Below are 17,879 nucleotides of genomic sequence, written 5' to 3' on the forward strand. Positions count from 1 at the left end.
GGCTGCGGAAATTGACGCGCATCAAGCCGGAACCACTGTGGGTCGGCTCAAGGGCGCCTACCGCTCCGCGATGTAGTGCGACATCCGCACCACCTCGCCCGGTGCCAAAAACGCTCGTACTTCCGTCTCCAGCGCCTGGTCGGCCATCGTGGCGCGGGCGCGTTGGTGCAGGTAGTCGGCCCAGGACTCGACGATGAAGCGCTCCACATAGCGCGAGGGCTCGCCCAGGTCCTTGTACACGCGCCAGAAGGTGGCGCCGTCGCGGCGGCGTGGGGCCTTCATGCGGCTGATGGTGTCGAGGAAGGCGGCGTCGGTGCCGGGGGCGATGCGGTAGCCCACTTCCACGGCCACGGGGCCCGCCTCGGGCAGGGGCTCGGCCTCGATGAAAAGCTCGTCCCAGGGCGTGGCCTGGGTTACCTCGTGCAGCGCACCCATGCGCAGCGGCATGGGGCGGGCCAGCAGCAGGCCCACACCCATCAATGCGGCGGCGACGCAGAGTGTGGGCGTGAGGCCCAGGATGTCCGACGCCGCGCCCCAGAAGGCCGAGCCCATCGCAAACGCACCCAGCGCCGCCACCATGTGCATGGCCACGGCGCGTGAGCGCACCCATTGCGGCGCGCTGGCCTGGGTGGCGGTGTTGAAGGTGGACATGGCCGACATCCAGGCCGCGCCTGCAAACAGCATGGCGATGTAGACCACCCAGGTGATGTGGGTGAGTGCCGCCACCAGCATGGCGATGCCAAACACGACGCCGCCCACACCCACGATGACCTCCATGCCAAAGCGTGCACGCAGCCGCCCCAGCACCAGGCCCACGCCCACGGCGCCCGTGCCCAGGCAGCCCATCAGCAAACCGAAACCCGGCGCCCCCGTGCCCAGGCGCTGCGCAATCACCGGCAGCAGCGCCCACAGGGCCGAGCCCGCGGCGCTGAAGGCCATCACGCGCACCAGTTGCGCCAGGATCATGCGCGAGTGCCATGCAAACCGCAGGCCGCTGAGCGTGCCGCCCCACAGCCGCTCGGCGGGCAGCTTGGAGGGCGGGTGCGCTTTGGGCGGCCAGCGGCGGATCGACTCCCACATCACCAGGGTGGTGGTCACCGTGACGGCAAACACCCAGCCCGCGCCCAGCTGCGCAAACACCAGCCCTGCCATCGTGGGCCCCACCGCGCGCGCGGCGTTGTAGGCAATGCTCACGGCGGTGATGGCCTGGGGCCATTCGTCACGCGGCACGGGGTCGATGACCGACGAGTTCCACGCGGGCGTCAGCACCGCCGTGCAGCAGCCGCACACAAACACCAGGAACAGCACCGAGGCCGACCCGCCCCAGCCGCCCAGCACCAGCAGCGTGAGCAGTGCACTGGCCCCCGCCTGCGCCAGCAAAGCGCCTGAGATCAGGCGCCGCCGGTCGGTGGTGTCGGCCAGCACACCGGCGGGCAGGGCCAGCAGGAACATGGGCATGAACACGGCGGTCTGCACCAGCGCGGCCAGAAAGGACGAGCCCGTCAGCTCCACCATGAGCCAGGCCGCCGCCATGGTCTGCATGCCACTGCCCACAAAAAAGATGCCGCCACAAATCCACAGGCCCCGGAACGCGGGTTGGCGCAGGGGGCTCCACAAAGAGGTCGAGTGCTGGGACATGAAGGATGGCGTTGGGTGTGCGTGGGTCGTTGTGGGACAAGGGGAGCGCATGCGTGCCGTGGGCGGGTGGCTCAGGGCGGGTTTGAGGATATCGCCGGTTCCCCGTTTTGGGGCAACTCCATCCTGCAAACCCCCTCAATCCACATGCCGTCCACCGCGCAGCCGGTAGGTGCGCGGCACGTCGGTGCGGGTGGCAACCAGCGCTTCGGCACGCCGCTGCATGTCGGCCAGCGCCTGGTCCAGGCCTGCCACCGCCTCGGTACTGAGCCCGGCCAGCAGTTCCTGGTTGAGCGCCTTGACCTGCGGAAACAGCTCGTCGTGCACGGCCTGGCCCGCCGCGGTGAGTGACAACTGGGCCTGGCGCCGGTCGCCAGGCATGGCGTCGCGGGTGATGAGCTTCTTGGTCAGCAGCGAGGTGATGGCGCGCGAGGTGCGGGCCCGGTCCAGCCCCAGGCGCTGGGCCAGCTCGGCCGGGGGCATGCCGGGGTGCTGCGCCAGCATCATCATCAGCCCCCACTCGCGGCGGGTGATGCCGTAGCCGCCTTCGCACAGCCGCACCACCAGGCTGCCCGCCACCGCGATCAGGCGGTTGAGGCGGTACATCAGCAGGTCGTTGGCGGCCTGCGGGTGGGCCAGCCGGTGGCCGGGCGCGGCGGGTGGTTTGGGGGCCGGGGCAGGCATCAGGGTATTTCCGGGCAATGATTGATTAGATCAATTGATTGTGTGGCCAATACAGTCCGGCCATCCACCCCCCTGCGCGGCTGCGCAGGCCCTGCCATCGCCCCTGGAGATTTCGACCATGCGCAAACCCCTTGCTGTTGTGCTGACCGCCGCACTCGCCCTGTGCGCCACCCTGGCCCAGGCGCAGGACACCCCGCTGCGCATCGTGGTGGGCTACGCCCCCGGCGGCGCGACCGACCGTGTGGCCCGCATCGTGGCCGACAAGCTGGGTACCAAGCTTGGCACGCCCGTGATCGTGGAGAACAAGACCGGCGCGGGTGGCCGCCTGTCGGCCCAGGCTGTCAAAGCCGCGCCTGCCAACCAGCCCACGCTGCTGCTGGCCAACCCCGCCGTGATGCTGGTGGCGCCGCTGGTCTTCCCTGACGCGGGCTACGACCCGGAGCGCGACTTCCGCCCCGTGAGCCACGTCAACAGCTACGAATTTGGCGTGGCCGTGGGCAGCGCCGTCCCGGTCAAAGAGCTGCCGCACCTCATGGCCTGGCTCAAGGCCAACCCGGACAAGGCCAACTTCGGCGTGCCCGCCACGGGCAGCCTGCCGCACTTTTTTGGCCTGATGGTGGGCGACGCCGCCAAGGTGCGCGCCGAAGTGGTGGGCTACCGGGGCTCGGCCCCCCTGCTCAACGACCTGCTGGGCGGCCAGGTGCCCGTGGCGTTCGATACGTTTGACACCCTGCTGCCCCAGCACGAGGCGGGCAAGATCCGCATCCTGGCCGTGTCGAGCGCCAAGCGCAGCGCGCTGGCACCCCAGATTCCTACGTTCAAGGAAGCCGGCATGGACCTGGCCGCCACCGGCTGGAACACCTTCTTTGCGCCCATGAGCATGCCCAAGGCGCAGGCCGAGCGATTGGCCGGTCTGATCCATGAGGTGATGAAAGACCCCGACACCCAGCGCAAGTTCGCAACTGCCAAGATGGAGCCCGTGGTGGCGACCATGGCGCAGACCGAAGCCATGCTCAAGGCCTACCGCGCGCAATGGGCACCAGTCGTGCAGCGCTCGGGCTTCAAACCCTGATAGGAAGCACCCCCTGAGCGGCTGCGCCGCTTCCCCCTCAAGGGGGACGGCGGCCTCGCTGCGGGGCGGCCCTTGCTAGCCGCCCCTCACATGGGCCGTGCCAGTTGCGCAGGTCGCAGCCCTCGTTCAGTGACATTGGATCTCAGAGATGAAAACGCACCCCCGTCCCAACATCATCTTCATCGTTGCCGACGACCTCGGCTATGCCGACCTGGGCTGCTATGGCGGGCGCGACGCAGCCTTTGGCCCCGTGTCGCCGGTGCTCGACCAGCTGGCGGCCAACGGACTCAAGCTCACGCAGGGCTATTCCAATTCGCCCGTCTGCTCGCCCACGCGCTTTGCGCTGATGACGGCGCGCTACCAGTACCGCCTGCGTGGCGCGGCCGAGGAGCCCATCAACAGCAAAAGCCGGGGCAGCACTACCCTGGGACTGCCGCCCGAGCATCCCACGTTGCCGTCGCTGCTGCGCGCATCGGGCTACCGCACGGCGCTGATGGGCAAGTGGCACCTGGGCTATCCACCTGCGTTCGGGCCCCTGCGCTCGGGGTATGACGAGTTCTTCGGGCCCATGTCGGGCGGGGTGGATTACTTCACCCACTGCAGCTCCAATGGCGCCCACGACCTGTACCTGGGCGAGGAGGAAAAGCAGCAGGACGGCTACCTGACTGACCTCATCACCGACCACGCGCTCGACTATGTGCAGCGCATGGCGCCGGGCGCGCAGGCCGGCACGCCGTTCTTTCTGAGCCTGCACTACACCGCGCCCCACTGGCCCTGGGAGACGCGCGACGATGAGGCGCTGGCGCAGGAGGTGAAGACGAACCTGTTCCACCTGCACGGCGGCAACATCGAGACTTACCGCCGCATGATCCACCACATGGACGAGGGCATTGGCCGCATCATGGCGCTGCTGGAGGCAAAGGGCCTGGCGCGCGACACGCTGGTGGTGTTCACCAGCGACAACGGCGGCGAGCGCTTCTCGGACAACTGGCCGCTGGTGGGCGGCAAGATGGACCTGACCGAAGGCGGCATCCGCGTGCCCTGGATCGCCCACTGGCCTGCGGTGATTGCGCCGGGCGGCGTGAGCGCGCAGACCTGCATGACCATGGACTGGTCGGCCACCATGCTCGACGCCGCAGGCGCCGCCGCACATGCGGACTACCCGCTGGACGGCCGCTCGCTGATGCCGCTGCTGCGCGATGCCAGCGTGCATGACGAGCCCCCGCTGTTCTGGCGCATGAACCACCGGGGCCAGCGCGCCATGCGCCAGGGCGTGTGGAAGTACCTTCGGGTGGACGGCAACGACTACCTGTTCAACCTGGCCGACGACGAACGCGAGCGCGCCAACCGTGCGCCTTTGGAGCCCGACCGCCTGCGGGCCATGCGCGCCGCGTGGGAGGCGTGGAATGCGTCCATGCCCGCCATCCCCGACGATGCGACGGTGAGCCTGGGGTATTCGGTGAAGGACATGCCGCAGCGCTGAAGTTTTAGTATTTTTGACCCCAAGCGCCAGATGAATATGCGCGGGTAGCTATCAATTCAGTAGCGATCCACCCTGTCCCGCCTCCAGCAGCCGCGTGAGCAGCGGGTGCATCACCTTGCGCGCGCTGTAGATCAGATGGAACTGCTCCTGCACATCGGGCGCGGTGCCCACCTGCACCAGCCCGTGGGTCTGGGCCAGGTGCTCGCCCAGCGAGACCGGGGCGGGCATCACGCCCATGCCGGTGGCGGCAAAGGTGCTCAAGAGGGCGCTGTCTTCAAACTCCCCGGCAATGTGCGGGCGGATGCGTTCGCGCTCCAGCCAGTGGTCGATGCGCGCGCGCATGGCGGCGTGGTCGGTGGGCAGCAGCACGGGCACCACGGCCAGGCTGTGCGGGAAGTTGTTGGCTGCCGCCTCGGCCCACAGCGGCGGCGCGTACCAGGCAATCGCACTCGTGCCCAGCAGCTGGCTGGTGGTACGCAGGGCGGGGTTGGGCGGCGCGGCGCGGTCGGCCAGCACGGCATCCAGCTTGTGCAGCGCCAGCTCGCCCAAGAGGGGCTGGAACTCGCCCTCGTGGCACAGCAGGCGCAGGTGGGGCTCGTCCAGAACGGGGGTCAGCAGCCGGTGCACGGCCAGCTTGGCAATGCCGTCGGAGATGCCCAGGTTCAGCCGCAGCGTCTGGCCGCTGGCGGCCTCGCGCACGCGCACGGGCAGCAGCTCGCCCAGCGCAAAGATGTGGTCGGCCTCGTGCAGCGCAGCCACGCCCGCGTCGGTCAGCACCAGGTTGCGGCCCTCGGTGCGCAGCAGGCTCACGCCCAGCGACTTCTCCAGCTCGCGCACCTGGGCGCTGATGGTCTGCACGGCCATGTCCAGCCGCTCGGCGGCGCGGGCAATGCCGCCCTCCTTGGCCACCACCCAGAAGTAGAAAAGATGGCGGTAGTTGAAGCTCTGGCTCATGGGGTTTTTCGAGGGGAGAAGTCGAGGGAAGGTGTTTGGTTCGTAAAAACCGAACCAATACTACTGTGATCACAGGTTTTAGAGAAGTACGCCGGCCCCTACAGTGCGGGGCTTGGGCGCCCGGCTGGTCTGGGCGTATGAGGGCATCTTTGGAGAAACTCGATGGAAACAATCGGAACGTGGTGGATGTGGGCGGGATTTGCCGTCTTCGTGGTCATCGCCATTGGCGTGGACCTGCTGGTCATGGAGCGCCAGGGCGCGCACAAGGTCACCATGGGCGAGGCCGCGCGCTGGAGCCTGTTGTGGTTCTCGCTGGCCTTTGTGTTCGTGGCCATTCTGTGGTGGTACCTGGACAGCAGCCAGGGCCGCGAGGTCGCCAACACGGTGTCCATGCAGTTCATCACCGGCTACCTGGTGGAGAAGAGCCTGTCGGTTGACAACATCTTCGTCTTCCTGATGCTGTTCAGCTACTTTGCCGTGCCGCCGCAGTACCAGAAGCGCGCGCTCATCATCGGCATCATCGGCGCCATCGTGCTGCGCACGCTGCTGATCCTGGCAGGCGCCTGGCTGCTGGCCACCTTCCACTGGCTGCTGTATGTGTTCGGTGCGTTCCTGGTCGTCACGGGCGTGAAGATGTGGTTTGCCGCCGGGCAAGAGCCTGACATTGCCACCAACCCGGTGCTCAAGTTCCTGAAAAAGCGCATCCGCATCACCGACCAGTTCGATGGTGAAAAGCTCTCCACCATGATCAACGGCGTCAAGCACTACACGCCCTTGTTCGTGGTGCTGATCCTGATCGGCACGACCGACATCATCTTTGCGGTGGATAGCATCCCGGCCATCTTCGCCATCACCAGCGACCCGTTCATCGTGCTCACAGCCAACATCTTTGCCATCCTGGGCCTGCGTGCGCTGTACTTCCTGCTGGCTGACCTGGCCGACCGCTTCCACCTGCTGGCCTATGGTCTGGCGCTGGTCCTGGTCTTCATCGGCGGCAAGATGTTGCTCATCGACTTTGTGAAGATTCCGATTGGCTATGCGTTGCTGGTCACGGCCACGCTGATCGCCGGGTCGATCTTCCTGTCGCTGCGCAATTCGGGCGAGGCGGCCAAGGGCGCCCCACCCGCACTGCCCCCCAAGGCCTGATCGCTGCCGAACCGGGAGACCCGAGCCATGGATCTGATCGAATCGGTGATGCTGTGCATGTTGTTGGGCCTGGTGGGGGCCACCGCGATGGCCTACCGTGCGGAGAATGAGCCGCGCGACGTGCGCCTGCTGGTGGGCCTGACCACCTTGTGGGGCGCTGGCACCGCAGTAGCGTTCGTCGCATGATGCAGCCGCTGTGTCGCCTGCGCCGCTGGCTGCGGGCCCTGGAGCCCCGGGCCCGGCAGCTGCTGGACCGCAGCTGGCTGGCGCAGTTCCAGCCCTGGCTGGAGCAGCGCGCGCTGTTCCGCTTTCAGCGCCAGCCGCTGGCGCGCGGGGTGGCGGCGGGCATGTTTTGCGGCCTGATCCCCGGGCCGCTGCAGATCCCGGGCACGCTGCTGGTATGCGCCTGGCTGCGCGGCAACGTGGTGGCCGGGGGCGTGGCCACCTTCTATACCAACCCGCTCACCACCGTGCCGCTGTATGTGATGGCCTTCTACCTCGGGGCGCTGGTGATGCCCGGCGCGCAGACGCTGCCCGCCTGGAGCAGCGTTGCGCCGGGCGGGGAGTTCACGGTGCAGGCCCTGGGCACCTGGATGCAGGCGCTGGGCACGCCGTTGCTGATCGGCCTGCCCACCCTGGGCCTGCTGCTGGCGGTGCTGGGCTATGTGACGGTGCAGCTGCTGTGGCTCGCACCCGCCTTGCACCGCAAGCGAAGGCTGGCGCGCAGCCGCTGAGCCCCGTATTCGGCCCGCGTCCTGTGGGGGGCAGGGCCGAAGGCGGCGCAGGGGCTCAGTCCAGCTTGACTCCCACCTTGGTGATGACGCGGCCCCACTTTTCGCGCTCGGTGCGCGCAAAGCTGCCCATCTGGGCAGCGGTGCCGGGCATAGGCTCCACACCCAGGGCCTGCAGGCGCGCCTTGGTGCGCGTGTCGGCCAGGGCCGTCTGCAGCGCCTTGCTGAAGCTGGCCACCACATCGGCCGGTGCGCCCGTGGGTACCACCAGGCCCTGCCATGCAAAGCCCTCAAACCCCTGCAGACCTTGTTCGGAAATCGTGGGCACATCGGGCATGGTCGCCACGCGCTGCGGGCTGGCGACGCCAATGGCGCGCACCTTGTTGCCCGCGAGGAACGGGTACACCGTGGCGCTGTCGATCCACATCGCGGACACCTGGCCTCCGATCACGTCCTGGATGGCCGGGGCTGCGCCGCGATAGGGCACGTGCGTGAGCTTGAGTCCGCTCTGCTCGCGGAACAGCTCGCCCACCAGGTGGTGCGGGCTGCCGGGGCCGGCCGATGCCCAGTTCACCCCATCGGGCATGCCCTTGGCCCAGGCCATGAACTCCTTGAGGTTCTTGGCGGGCACGCTGTTGGACACCACCAGGAACATCGGAAAGCGCACCAGCAGGCCCACGGGCTGGAAGTCCTTTTCGGCGTTGTAGCTGAGCTTGCTGAACAAGAACGGGTTGGCCGCCAGCGTGGCGAAGTCGGCCGAGAACATCAGGTTGCCGTAGTCCTTGTTGCGCGCGCTGTACTCGGCGGCAATGTTGGTGCCCGCGCCGGGCTTGTTGTTGATGATGATGGTGCGGCCCAGCGTGGCCGACATTGACTCGGCAATGGTGCGCGCCACGATGTCCGAGCCGCCGCCGGCGGCGTAGCCCACGACCCATTCGAGCGGCTTGGAGTCCTGGGCGTGGGCCAGGGGCAGGGTGGTGGCCAGGGCCAGGCCCGCGAGGGTGGCGAGGAAATGTTTGCGCTGCATGGTGGTGTTGTCTCCGTGGTGGTCAAGGTTCAAGGCGAGTCGGGCCCTGCACCGTCTGCGCGGTGCTGAAGCCGTGGGGATGAAAAGGGGCTGCGGCTAGGCTGCCACCGCGTGGGTGGGCACCACTGGCGTGATGGCCGGGGTGGTGCGCCGGTCGGCCGTGGGCACGGCGCTGCCGCGCGCCAGTTGCAGCGCGTGCTGCAGCGTGGCCTGGTCGCCGATGTGGTTGGCCAGCAGCAGCACCAGGCGTGCGTTCATGGCGTGGCTTTCGGGCGTGGACAGGCCTTGGTGCGCGGCAATCAGCGCTTCATAAAAATCGTCGCAGGCCTGCAGGTTCGGTTGGGTGTTCAGCATGGGCATGTTCCTTGTCGTCGTCCTGGTCAGACGGCTGCGGCTGTGGCACGGGTCAATGCGCTGCGCACGGCGGCTTCGGTAGGCGTGCGCCAGCGCGCGCACACATGCTGGTCGGGCCGCACCAGGTACACGGTGCGCGGTAGCGCGTCCAGCCGCTGGGCGGCCAGCGCCTGGTGGTCGAGCACGTCGATGCCGATCTGCAGCACCTTCACACCGGGCAGGCCATGGGCCCATGCAGGGGCGGGGCCAAACACCAGCAGCGTGAAGTCCGGCCCCAGCTCGCGCAGCAGCCAGGTGGGCTGGCCCTGCTTCGTCAACGGTGCATCCAGCAGCACGGCGCCGGGCACCTGTGTGCCCGCAAACGCATCGGTGTCGGGCGTGTTCAATGGCGATGCATGCAGCGTGGCCGGCACCGACAGGCGGCCGCTGTTGACGATGCGGCGCGCAAACGCGTGCTCACGCGCCAGGTGCAGGGCCGCGTCGCGGAACAGGCGGCTCACCTCGCTCTTGGGCGTGATGAAGTCGGTGGCGCGGGTGGAGTTGCACAGGTTCTCGTCGGCGGCGTATTCGCGCTCTGGGCCGTATGTATTCACCAGCGCGGGGCTGGCGCGGCCCTGGAGCACCCAGTCCAGCTTCCAGGCCAGGTTCTCGGCGTCCTGCACGCCGCTGTTGGCACCGCGTGCGCCGAAGGGCGACACACCATGCGCGCTGTCGCCCGCAAAGATGACGCGGCCGTGCACGAACTGGTCCATGCGCAGGCAGGCAAAGGTGTAGACGCTGGCCCAGTCCAGCTCAAACTGCGCCTCCGCGCCCAGCAGCGCCTGCACGCGCGGGATGATGTTCTCGGGCTTCTTTTCTTCCTCGGGGTCGGCGTCCCAGCCCAGCTGAAAGTCGATGCGCCACACGTTGTCGGGCTGGCGGTGCAGCAGCACGCTTTGGTTGGGGTGAAACGGCGGGTCGAACCAGAACCAGCGCTCGGTCGGGAAGTTCGCCTCATCCGCCAGCTTCACATCGGCGATCAAAAAGCGGTCCTGAAAAATACGCCCCTTGCTCTCCAGCCCCAACATCTGCCGCGTGGGCGAGCGCGCGCCGTCGCAGGCCACCAGCCATTGCGCGTCGATCTGGTAGGCGCCCTCGGGTGTGTCGATGCTGAGCAGTGCACCGTCCGCGCGGCTTTGCACCGCCGTCACCTTGTTGTGCCAGCGGATGTCGATGCCCGGCAGCTGCAGCGCACGCTCCACCAGGTAGGCCTCGGCGTAGTACTGCTGCAGGTTGATGAAGGCGGGGCGCTCGTGGCCTTCTTCGGGCAGCAGGTTGAATTCATAGAGCTGCTCGTCTTTGAGGAACACCTTGCCCAGGTTCCACGACACGCCCTTGTCCACCATGCGCTGGCCCACACCCAGGCGGTCCCAGATCTCCAGCGTGCGCTTGGCAAAGCAGATGGCGCGCGAGCCGATGGAGAGCTTGTGGTCGTTGTCCAGCACCACCACGCGCTGTCCGCGCTGGGCCAGGTCGATGGCGAGTGACAGGCCCACGGGACCTGCGCCGATGACCACGATGGGGTGCTGCGCAGGCGTCGCGCGGTCCTGGTCGGGCGAGCGTACGTAACCAAAATCGAGGGCCTGCACTTCGGCGCCGCTGGCGTGGAAGGCCTCTTGGGGGATGTCTCTAGGGTTCATTTTTTGTCTCCTCCAACCTCGGCGGCCTAGCCTTCCAGAGCCTTCCACATTTGGATGTCGCGCTCGGCGGTCCAGATGCGCGGGTCGGGGTACTGCGTGGCCTCGTCGTACGCCCGGGTCACGTCAAACGGCATGCAGTGGTTGAAGATGACCCAGTGCCCGTACTTGGGTTGCAGTTGGGCAAACGTGGCCTCGTACACCTTGCGCAGGTCTTCGCCCTTGGCAGCGCTGGCTTTCACGCTGTCGTACAGGTCGCTGATGAAGGCGCGCGTGCCCGCCAGGCCCGCCTGCACCTGCTCGGGCGTCTGCAGCGCGGCGCCACGGCCGGGCACCAGCTTTTCGGGCTTCAGAGCCGCGATGTTGTCCAGGGTCTGCGGCCAGTCCTGGAAATACGCGTCGCCCGCATACGGCGTGGCGTCGAACTCCACCAGGTCGCCGCTGAACAGGATCTTTTCCTGCGGCAGCCAGGCGACCGTATCGCCCTTGGTGTGGCCCCGACCCAGTTGCAGGATCTGCACCTCCAGCTTGCCCAGCCACAGGGTCATCTTTTGGTTGAAGGTCATGGTCGGCCAGGTCAGGCCGTCCGGCACGCTCTCCACGTTCTGGAACAGGCGCGGAAAGCGGCCGATCTCGCTGTCCTTGTCGAACTGGCCGCGCTCCACGATCAGGTCGCGCGTGTCCTCGCTGGCAATGATGTGCTCGGCCCCGTACGCACTGGCCCCCAGCACTCGCACGGCATGGTAGTGGGAGAGCAGGACGTACTTGATGGGCTTGTCCGTCACCTCGCGGATGCGGCGGATCACGTCCTGCGCCATCACGGGCGTGGCCTGGGTGTCGATGACCATCACCGCGTCGTCGCCAATGATGATGCCGGTGTTGGGGTCGCCCTCGGCCGTGTAGGCATAGGCGTGGTCGGAGAGCTTGTCGAAGCTCACCTTCTTCACTTCGAGGTCGGCGGCGGAGGCAAAGGTTTTGACGGTGCTCATGGTGGTGATTTGTTAATGGTGAATGCGTTTATCTAAACGGAATGCGTTGATGTTAGGCAAGAAATTCGTTCATGTCTAACGCATTTGTTTAGGTGTAAACCCGAAGGGCTGATGGGTGCTGCGCTGCGTGGACAATCGCCCCATGCCCACCACGACCCCCGACCTGCCCCCTGCCGACGACGAAGACACACCCCGCAGCCCGCGCGGCATCCAGAGCGTGGAGGTGGGCGGCCAGCTGCTGAAGGTGCTGGCGCGCACCGGCCGGCGGATGGCGCTCAAGGACCTGGCCCGCGCGGCGGACATGACGGCCGCCAAGGCCCACCCCTACCTGGTGAGCTTTGGCAAGCTGGGCCTCATCGAGCAGGACGCCGTGAGCGGCCATTACGGCCTGGGCCCCTTGGCCATGCAGCTGGGCCTCATCAGCCTGCAGCAGGTGGACCCGGTGCGCCTGGCCATTGCCGAGCTGCCCGCGCTGGCCCAGCGCATCGGCTACACCGTGTCGGCCTCGGTCTGGGGCGACAACGGCCCCACCATCATCCGTGTGGAAGAAGGCCCCACCGCCGTGTATGTGGCCATGCGCCACGGCACCACGGCCTCGGTGCGGCACACGGCCACGGGCAAGGTGTTTGCGGCCTTCGGCCCGCGAGAGCGGGCAGCGGCTGCGCTGGCGGCCGAAGGGTTTGCAGGCGCTTTGGACGAACCCGCCTTTGCGGCCGAACTGGAGGCGGTGCGCCAGCACCAGATCAGCGAGGTGACCGACCAGCTCCTGCCCGGCATCAGCGCACTGGCCACGCCGGTGTTTGATGGATTCGGGCAACTGGTGCTGTGCATCGCCGTGATCGGCCCCAGCGCCACGCTGCAGACGGGGCCTGCGAGCCCGGCGGCGCAGCACCTGCGCGAGGCGGCGCGGAGCTTGTCGCAGCGCCTGGGCGCGCCGGTCGGCCCTGTGTAGGCGGTGGGGCGATCAGCCCGCTGCGCGCCCCAGCGCCTGGTCGATGTCCCACAGGATGTCATCCAGGTCTTCAATCCCCACCGACAACCGCACCATGTCCGCGCTCACGCCTGCGCGGGCCAGCTCTTCTTCGTTCAGTTGCCGGTGCGTGGTCGATGCAGGGTGGATCACCAGCGTCTTGGCGTCGCCGATGTTGGCGAGGTGGCTCAAAAATTCGCAGGCGTCGATGAACTTTTCACCCGCCGCCGCGCCACCCTTCACGCCAAACGTGAGGATGCCCGAGGCGCCCGGCGCGCCGTCCACAGCACGGAACTGTTTTTGCGCCAGGTCGAAATACGGCGAATCCGACAGACCCGGATAGTTGACCCACGCCACCTGCGGGTGGCCTTGCAGAAACTTCGCCACGGCCAGCGCATTGCGGCAGTGCTCGCGCATGCGCAGGTGCAGCGTCTCGGCGCCCTGCAACAGCTGCCACGCGTTCATGGGCGAGAGCACGCCGCCAAAGGTGCGGTTGACCTCCATGCGTGCCTTCATGGTGTAGCCGAAGTCGCCAAAGGTCTCGTAGAACTTCACGCCGTGGTAGGCGCGGCTGGGCTCCACCATCTCGGGGAACTTGCCGTTGTCCCACGGGAACTTGCCGCCTTCCACCACCACACCGCCCATGGTCGTGCCGTGCCCGCCGATGTACTTGGTGGCGCTGTGCACCACGATGTCGGCGCCCCACTGCAAGGGGTTGCACAGGTAGGGGCTGGCCACCGTGTTGTCGATGACGAGCGGCACGCCATGCGCATGCGCCACCTCGGCCACGGCCGCGATGTCGAGCACATTGACCAGCGGGTTGCCAATGGTCTCGCCATACACGGCGCGGGTGTTGGGGCGCATGGCGCGTGCAAAGTTCTCGGGGTCGGCCGGGTCCACAAACGTGGTCTCGATGCCCAGACGCGAAAAGCCCACGCCCAGCTGCCCCACCGTGCCGCCATACAGCGTGCTGGCCGCCACGATGTGGTCGCCGGTTTTGAGGATGGCCAACAGCGCCGCCATCTGCGCGGCCATGCCGCTGGCACAGGCCAGGGCCGCGCGGCCGTTTTCGAGGCTGGCGATGCGCTCCTCCAACACCGCCACCGTGGGGTTGCTGATGCGGCTGTAGACGTTGCCAAAGGTCTGCAGGTTGAACAGGCTGCTCGCGTGTTCGGCGTTGTCGAACACAAAGCTGGTGGTCTGGTGGATGGGCGTGGCGCGCGCGCCGGTCACGGGGTCGGGCTGCGCGCCCGCGTGGATGGCGCGTGTGCCGAAGCCGAAGTGGCGGTCGGCGCCGCTGGATGTGGGCTCTGTCATGGCGGTGGCGCAGCCCGCAGTGCTGCGCAGGGGGTTGGGTGAAGGAATTTGAATGAAATTAGCCGCAAGCGCCAGTGCGATATGCGCTGGCAGCTATCAATTTGCTAGTAAGGAAGCTGCCGTAGGCGCTTGGCGCTGATCACGCGTGTGTTCACGCCCATCCAGCCCAGGCCGCCAAACAGCCGCGCGTGTTCGATCTTCACGCAGCGGTTCTGGATGACTTGCAGCCCCGCCGCTTCAGCGCGCAGGCCGGCGGCCTCGTTGAACACGCCCAGCTGCAGCCACAGGCACTGTGCGCCGATGGCGACGGCTTCGTCGGCCAGTGGCGGGATGTCCTCGCTCTTGCGAAAGCAGTCCACCATGTCGATCTTCTGGCCCTGCGCTGCCAGCGCGGCGGCCGCCTCGGTCACGCTGGCGTAGGCCGCCTCGCCCAAAATCTGCCCGCCCTCACGCGCCACCAGCGGGTTGACCGGCACGATGCGGTAGCCATGCGCCTGCATGTACTTGGCGGCAAAGTAACTGGGGCGATGCCACTGCGGCGAGAGGCCCACCACTGCGATGGTGCGGCAGGCGGTGAGCAGGTGGCGCAGGGTGCTGATGGTGTCGGGGGTGTGGAGCATGCAAACAGTGTACGCATGCCCTCGGGTTCGCAGCGGCAGGTCAAGCCGGCGACTTGTACTTGATGCTGCACCCATACGGCGCTGTCGTCGCTGCCGAAATCGGCTTGCCCGCCAGCGCCTCCGCCAGCCCCACCTTCACATAGTTGGTGGCCTTCTCGATGTCGGCCGGGCGGGCCGAGGGGATGCTGTCGATGCCGCCCGCATAGATGAGCTGGCCCTGCGGGTTGACGATGTACAGGTGCGGCGTGGTGCGGGCGCCGTAGCTCTTGCCCACGGTGCCTTCCTCGTCCATCAGCACGGCGGTGGGGGCGGCCTTGCGCTCCTGCTTCCAGGCCATCAGCTTGGCGGGCTCCAGGTAGTCGCTGCTGGCTTTTTCGGTGGAGTTGATGGACAGCCACACCACGCCTTGGCTGGTGGCGTCCTTCTGTGTGGCGGGCATGTTGCCGCTGTCGTAGTGTTTGCGGACCAAGAGCCTGTTTTAAGTCTTTTGGGAGATCGCATTGGAGTGCAATCGGGATGAGTGGATGCTCCGGGTGCGCCGCATGGGCTCGTGCCCATGCAAGCAGCCGGGGCGTTCAATCGCCCGATTTCACTCCAACCCTTCGGGCAAGTGCCTTGCCGGGCGGTCTGCGGCGTTGCGGCGCTTGCCAATAGCCGAGCTATTGGCCGCGCACCGCGCCTTGCACCCCATCCCGGCAAGGCGCTTGTGCGACTCCAAAAAGACTTGAAACAGGCTCTAGGGGGCAGCCGGGGTTGGTCCACTCCAGCACCACGTGTTTGCCCTTGAAGTCCGACAGGCGCACGGTCTTTCCGTTGGTGTCCTTGAGCGTGAAGTCGGGCGCGGGCTGGCCCACGGTGGCGGCGGCCTGGGCGCCCAGGGCGACCAGGGCGGCGGTGGCGATCAACGTTCGGCGAAGCAGCTTCATGGCGGGGTCTCCTGAAGGGTTGGCGGGTGGTCGAAAGCGGGGAGGGCTACAACTGGGCGATGGTGGCGCGCACCTCGTCCACGCTGAGCACCTCGGTCAGCACCACCGGCGGCTTGCCGGGGCGGTAGAACACGTACACCGGCACGCCGCTGCGGCCCAGCGACGCCAGGGCGGCGGTGATGGCAGGGTCGCGTCGCGTCCAGTCGGCGCGCAGCAGGGCGACGTTCTTGGTCTGCAGGTCGGCCAGCACGTCGGCGTGGGCCAGCGTGGTCTTCTTGTTGTACTGGCAGGTTACGCACCAGGCGGCGGTGAAGTCCACAAACACGGGGCGGCCCCCTGCCACGATCTGCTCGGCCGCACCAGGGGCCCAGGGTTGCCAGCCGGTGGCCGACGACGCCTGGGTAGCGCTTTGTGTGGTGGGCACGTTGGTGATGTGCGGCGCAAAGGACCAGACCAGCAAGGCCATGGCCGCGATGGACACGCTGGCCATCCACACCCGTGCGCGGCCTGCCAGCGACAGGGCCCACACCACCAGCGACAACCCCACCAGCAGGATCAGCAGCGCACCCGCGCCATCGATGCCGCTTTGCTGGCCCAACACCCACACCAGCCAGACCACCGTGGCCAGCATGGGGAAGGCCATCAGCTTGCGGAAGGTGTCCATCCACGCGCCGGGGCGTGGCAGGGCGCGTGCCACGGCGGGCACCAAGCTGGCTGCCAGGTACGGCAGCGCCAGCCCCAGCCCCAGCGCGGCAAACACTGCCAGCGCCTGGGGCGCAGGCAGCGTGGCTGTCAGCCCCATGGACGCGCCCATGAACGGCGCAGTACAGGGCGAGGCCACGGCCACAGCCAGCACACCGGTCAGAAAACTGTCGGCCACCGGGTGGCGCGCCTGCAGGCTGGCCACCGAGGACGGCAGGAAATGCCCAAACTCGAACACGCCCGCCAGGTTGAGCGCGATCAGCGTGAACAGCGCCGCCAGCGATGCGACCACGGCGGGCGACTGCAGCTGAAAGCCCCAGCCCACGGCCTCGCCCGCCGCACGCAGGCCCAGCATGAGCGCGCCCAGGGCGATGAACGACAGTACCACGCCCGCCGTGTAGGCGATGCCGCTGATGCGGTGCGCGCGCCGGTCCTGCGCATGCTGGGTGAATCCCACCACCTTGATCGCGAGCACCGGGAACACGCAGGGCATGAGGTTGAGGATGAGCCCGCCAAGCAAGGCGCCCAGCAGCGCGGCAGTGAGGGTGAGGGACGAGGCGCCGGAGCCCGCAGCCGGTGTTGCCGCGCCGCCCGCCTGCGCCGCGTTGGCCTTGAGCGCGGCCTCCAGCGCGGGCGATACCGCAGCCACCGACGCGCCCTGCGGCCAGGTGCCCAGCACCTTCAGTTCGGCGCGGTAGCCGGTGCGGGTGTCGGGGCCGTGGCCTGGGGCCGCCTGCTCGGCCAGCACCACGGGCATCAGGCTGGGGCTGGCGCTGCGCTGGGCCGAGAGGGGGATCTGCGCGGTCCACACACTGCCGTTCCAGGCTTGCTTCCAGCTCGCAGCGTTGTCGATGACCTCGGCGGTCTCGGGGAACAGGTCCAGCGTCTTGCCGCGCAGCGCCACGGGCAGGCCCTGCACGCTGACGCTGAGCAGACTGCCGTCCGCGATCTGCGCTTGGCTGTCGGGCACGATGCCGTTGGTGCCCGCCAGCACGGGTCGGGGCTGGGCCTTGGCGGCTGCCTCGAAGGCCGCGCCGTTCAGCGCGGTGGTGCTCTGAATGGGCAGCTGCAGCGTGAACTCACCCTCTTCAGGGATGCACTCCTTGCGGCACACCAGCCACGAGGCGCGCAGTTGGATGGTGGCGTCCTTGGCCAGCGGCCCGGGGGCGTAGGTGCTGGCCACCGTCACGGGCACGGGCAGCAGCACCGTGCCTTCGTAGCCATAGTTGGCCAGCGTGCCGATGGGGATCTTCTTGGGCAGGGGCCAGGCGATCTCGCCCGCATCCAGCCCGGCGGGCAGCGTCCAGGCCAGGTCGGTGGGCAGGCCGGAGTCGCCGGGGTTCTTCCAGTAGGTGTGCCACTCCGGCTGGTGGGTGATTTGCAGGCCCAGCCACAGCGGCTGGCCGGGCGCCACGCCCTGCGGCGCATGGGCCAGCAGCTCGGCCCGCACATAGGGCGTGGTGACCACGCTGGTGCCCTGGCCGGTAGTTTTGGAGCCAAATTGGGCATTGGCGCCCGTCCATAAAGCGCTGGCAGCTATAAAAAAGAGAGTGGCTGCAAAGCGGTGGAACAGGCGTGAAGGCATGGTGCAGT

At 67.7% G+C, this 17,879-nt stretch carries 16 protein-coding genes and 2 pseudogenes; 6 read left to right on the forward strand and 12 right to left on the reverse strand.

Annotated features, from left to right (window positions below; all coding sequences use genetic code 11):
* Positions 1-57: 57 nt before the first annotated feature.
* Positions 58-1,638, reverse strand: coding sequence for an MFS transporter (locus tag DNK89_RS22045; protein WP_043565737.1), 1,581 nt, complete (start codon positions 1,636-1,638; stop codon positions 58-60).
* A 135-nt stretch (positions 1,639-1,773) separates the two neighbouring features.
* Positions 1,774-2,319 carry a MarR family transcriptional regulator gene (locus DNK89_RS22050; RefSeq protein WP_015015954.1) on the reverse strand — a complete coding sequence of 182 codons (546 nt, stop codon included), beginning with the start codon at positions 2,317-2,319 and terminating at the stop codon, positions 1,774-1,776.
* A 118-nt stretch (positions 2,320-2,437) separates the two neighbouring features.
* On the opposite strand from DNK89_RS22050, the gene DNK89_RS22055 reads away from it, so the two are divergent.
* A complete protein-coding gene (locus DNK89_RS22055) occupies positions 2,438-3,391 on the forward strand; it encodes a Bug family tripartite tricarboxylate transporter substrate binding protein (RefSeq protein WP_015015953.1) in 954 nt (317 codons plus the stop codon).
* A gap of 148 nt (positions 3,392-3,539) precedes the next feature.
* The gene (locus DNK89_RS22060; protein WP_110961837.1) at positions 3,540-4,874 is read left to right on the forward strand and encodes a sulfatase; all 1,335 of its coding nucleotides are present in this window, start codon (positions 3,540-3,542) and stop codon (positions 4,872-4,874) included.
* A 51-nt stretch (positions 4,875-4,925) separates the two neighbouring features.
* On the opposite strand, the gene DNK89_RS22065 is transcribed toward DNK89_RS22060, so the two are convergent.
* On the reverse strand, positions 4,926-5,828 hold the full coding sequence (locus tag DNK89_RS22065) for a LysR family transcriptional regulator (protein WP_110961838.1): 903 nt from the start codon (positions 5,826-5,828) through the stop codon (positions 4,926-4,928).
* Between the two features lie 162 nt (positions 5,829-5,990).
* Between DNK89_RS22065 and DNK89_RS22070 the strand changes: the two genes are divergently transcribed.
* From DNK89_RS22070 to DNK89_RS22075, 3 genes are read left to right on the forward strand one after another with little or no spacing between them, the layout of a single operon-like run.
* Positions 5,991-6,974 (forward strand): TerC family protein, encoded by a 984-nt coding sequence (locus tag DNK89_RS22070; RefSeq protein ID WP_060987433.1) that lies wholly within the window; start codon positions 5,991-5,993, stop codon positions 6,972-6,974.
* Between the two features lie 27 nt (positions 6,975-7,001).
* Positions 7,002-7,160: a hypothetical protein gene (locus DNK89_RS24605; protein ID WP_167514376.1), complete on the forward strand. Its 159-nt coding sequence runs from the start codon at positions 7,002-7,004 to the stop codon at positions 7,158-7,160.
* Positions 7,157-7,708, forward strand: a complete 552-nt coding sequence (locus DNK89_RS22075; protein WP_015015949.1) for a DUF2062 domain-containing protein — start codon at positions 7,157-7,159, stop codon at positions 7,706-7,708. Before DNK89_RS24605 ends, DNK89_RS22075 begins: the two co-directional genes overlap by 4 nt.
* Positions 7,709-7,763: 55 nt before the next feature.
* On the opposite strand, the gene DNK89_RS22080 is transcribed toward DNK89_RS22075, so the two are convergent.
* The 4 genes from DNK89_RS22080 to DNK89_RS22095 form a co-directional block, all read right to left on the reverse strand.
* Positions 7,764-8,732: a tripartite tricarboxylate transporter substrate binding protein gene (locus tag DNK89_RS22080; protein ID WP_056648130.1), complete on the reverse strand. Its 969-nt coding sequence runs from the start codon at positions 8,730-8,732 to the stop codon at positions 7,764-7,766.
* A 96-nt stretch (positions 8,733-8,828) separates the two neighbouring features.
* Positions 8,829-9,086 carry a DUF2783 domain-containing protein gene (locus tag DNK89_RS22085; RefSeq protein WP_015015947.1) on the reverse strand — a complete coding sequence of 86 codons (258 nt, stop codon included), beginning with the start codon at positions 9,084-9,086 and terminating at the stop codon, positions 8,829-8,831.
* 26 nt (positions 9,087-9,112) lie between these two features.
* The gene (locus DNK89_RS22090) at positions 9,113-10,765 is read right to left on the reverse strand and encodes an FAD-dependent oxidoreductase (protein WP_110961839.1); all 1,653 of its coding nucleotides are present in this window, start codon (positions 10,763-10,765) and stop codon (positions 9,113-9,115) included.
* A gap of 26 nt (positions 10,766-10,791) precedes the next feature.
* Positions 10,792-11,751 (reverse strand): MBL fold metallo-hydrolase, encoded by a 960-nt coding sequence (locus tag DNK89_RS22095; protein ID WP_110961840.1) that lies wholly within the window; start codon positions 11,749-11,751, stop codon positions 10,792-10,794.
* A gap of 142 nt (positions 11,752-11,893) precedes the next feature.
* Between DNK89_RS22095 and DNK89_RS22100 the strand changes: the two genes are divergently transcribed.
* Entirely contained in the window at positions 11,894-12,703 is an 810-nt protein-coding gene (locus DNK89_RS22100) for an IclR family transcriptional regulator (protein WP_043565733.1), read from the forward strand.
* Between the two features lie 12 nt (positions 12,704-12,715).
* Here DNK89_RS22100 and DNK89_RS22105 read toward each other — a convergent pair whose 3' ends face one another.
* The 5 genes and pseudogenes from DNK89_RS22105 to DNK89_RS22130 form a co-directional block, all read right to left on the reverse strand.
* Positions 12,716-14,038 carry an O-acetylhomoserine aminocarboxypropyltransferase/cysteine synthase family protein gene (locus DNK89_RS22105; RefSeq protein ID WP_110961841.1) on the reverse strand — a complete coding sequence of 441 codons (1,323 nt, stop codon included), beginning with the start codon at positions 14,036-14,038 and terminating at the stop codon, positions 12,716-12,718.
* Between the two features lie 104 nt (positions 14,039-14,142).
* Positions 14,143-14,658 carry a CoA-binding protein gene (locus tag DNK89_RS22110; RefSeq protein WP_110961842.1) on the reverse strand — a complete coding sequence of 172 codons (516 nt, stop codon included), beginning with the start codon at positions 14,656-14,658 and terminating at the stop codon, positions 14,143-14,145.
* Positions 14,659-14,698: 40 nt separating this feature from the next.
* Positions 14,699-15,127: pseudogene (locus DNK89_RS22115) on the reverse strand (thioredoxin family protein); the annotation flags it as partial.
* Positions 15,128-15,396: 269 nt separating this feature from the next.
* A pseudogene (locus DNK89_RS22125) lies at positions 15,397-15,584 on the reverse strand (redoxin domain-containing protein); the annotation flags it as partial.
* Between the two features lie 46 nt (positions 15,585-15,630).
* Positions 15,631-17,871, reverse strand: coding sequence for a protein-disulfide reductase DsbD (locus DNK89_RS22130; protein ID WP_203422439.1), 2,241 nt, complete (start codon positions 17,869-17,871; stop codon positions 15,631-15,633).
* Positions 17,872-17,879: the final 8 nt, after the last annotated feature.

This window comes from Acidovorax sp. ST3, assembly GCF_003231145.1.
Classification (GTDB): Bacteria; Pseudomonadota; Gammaproteobacteria; order Burkholderiales; family Burkholderiaceae_C; genus Acidovorax.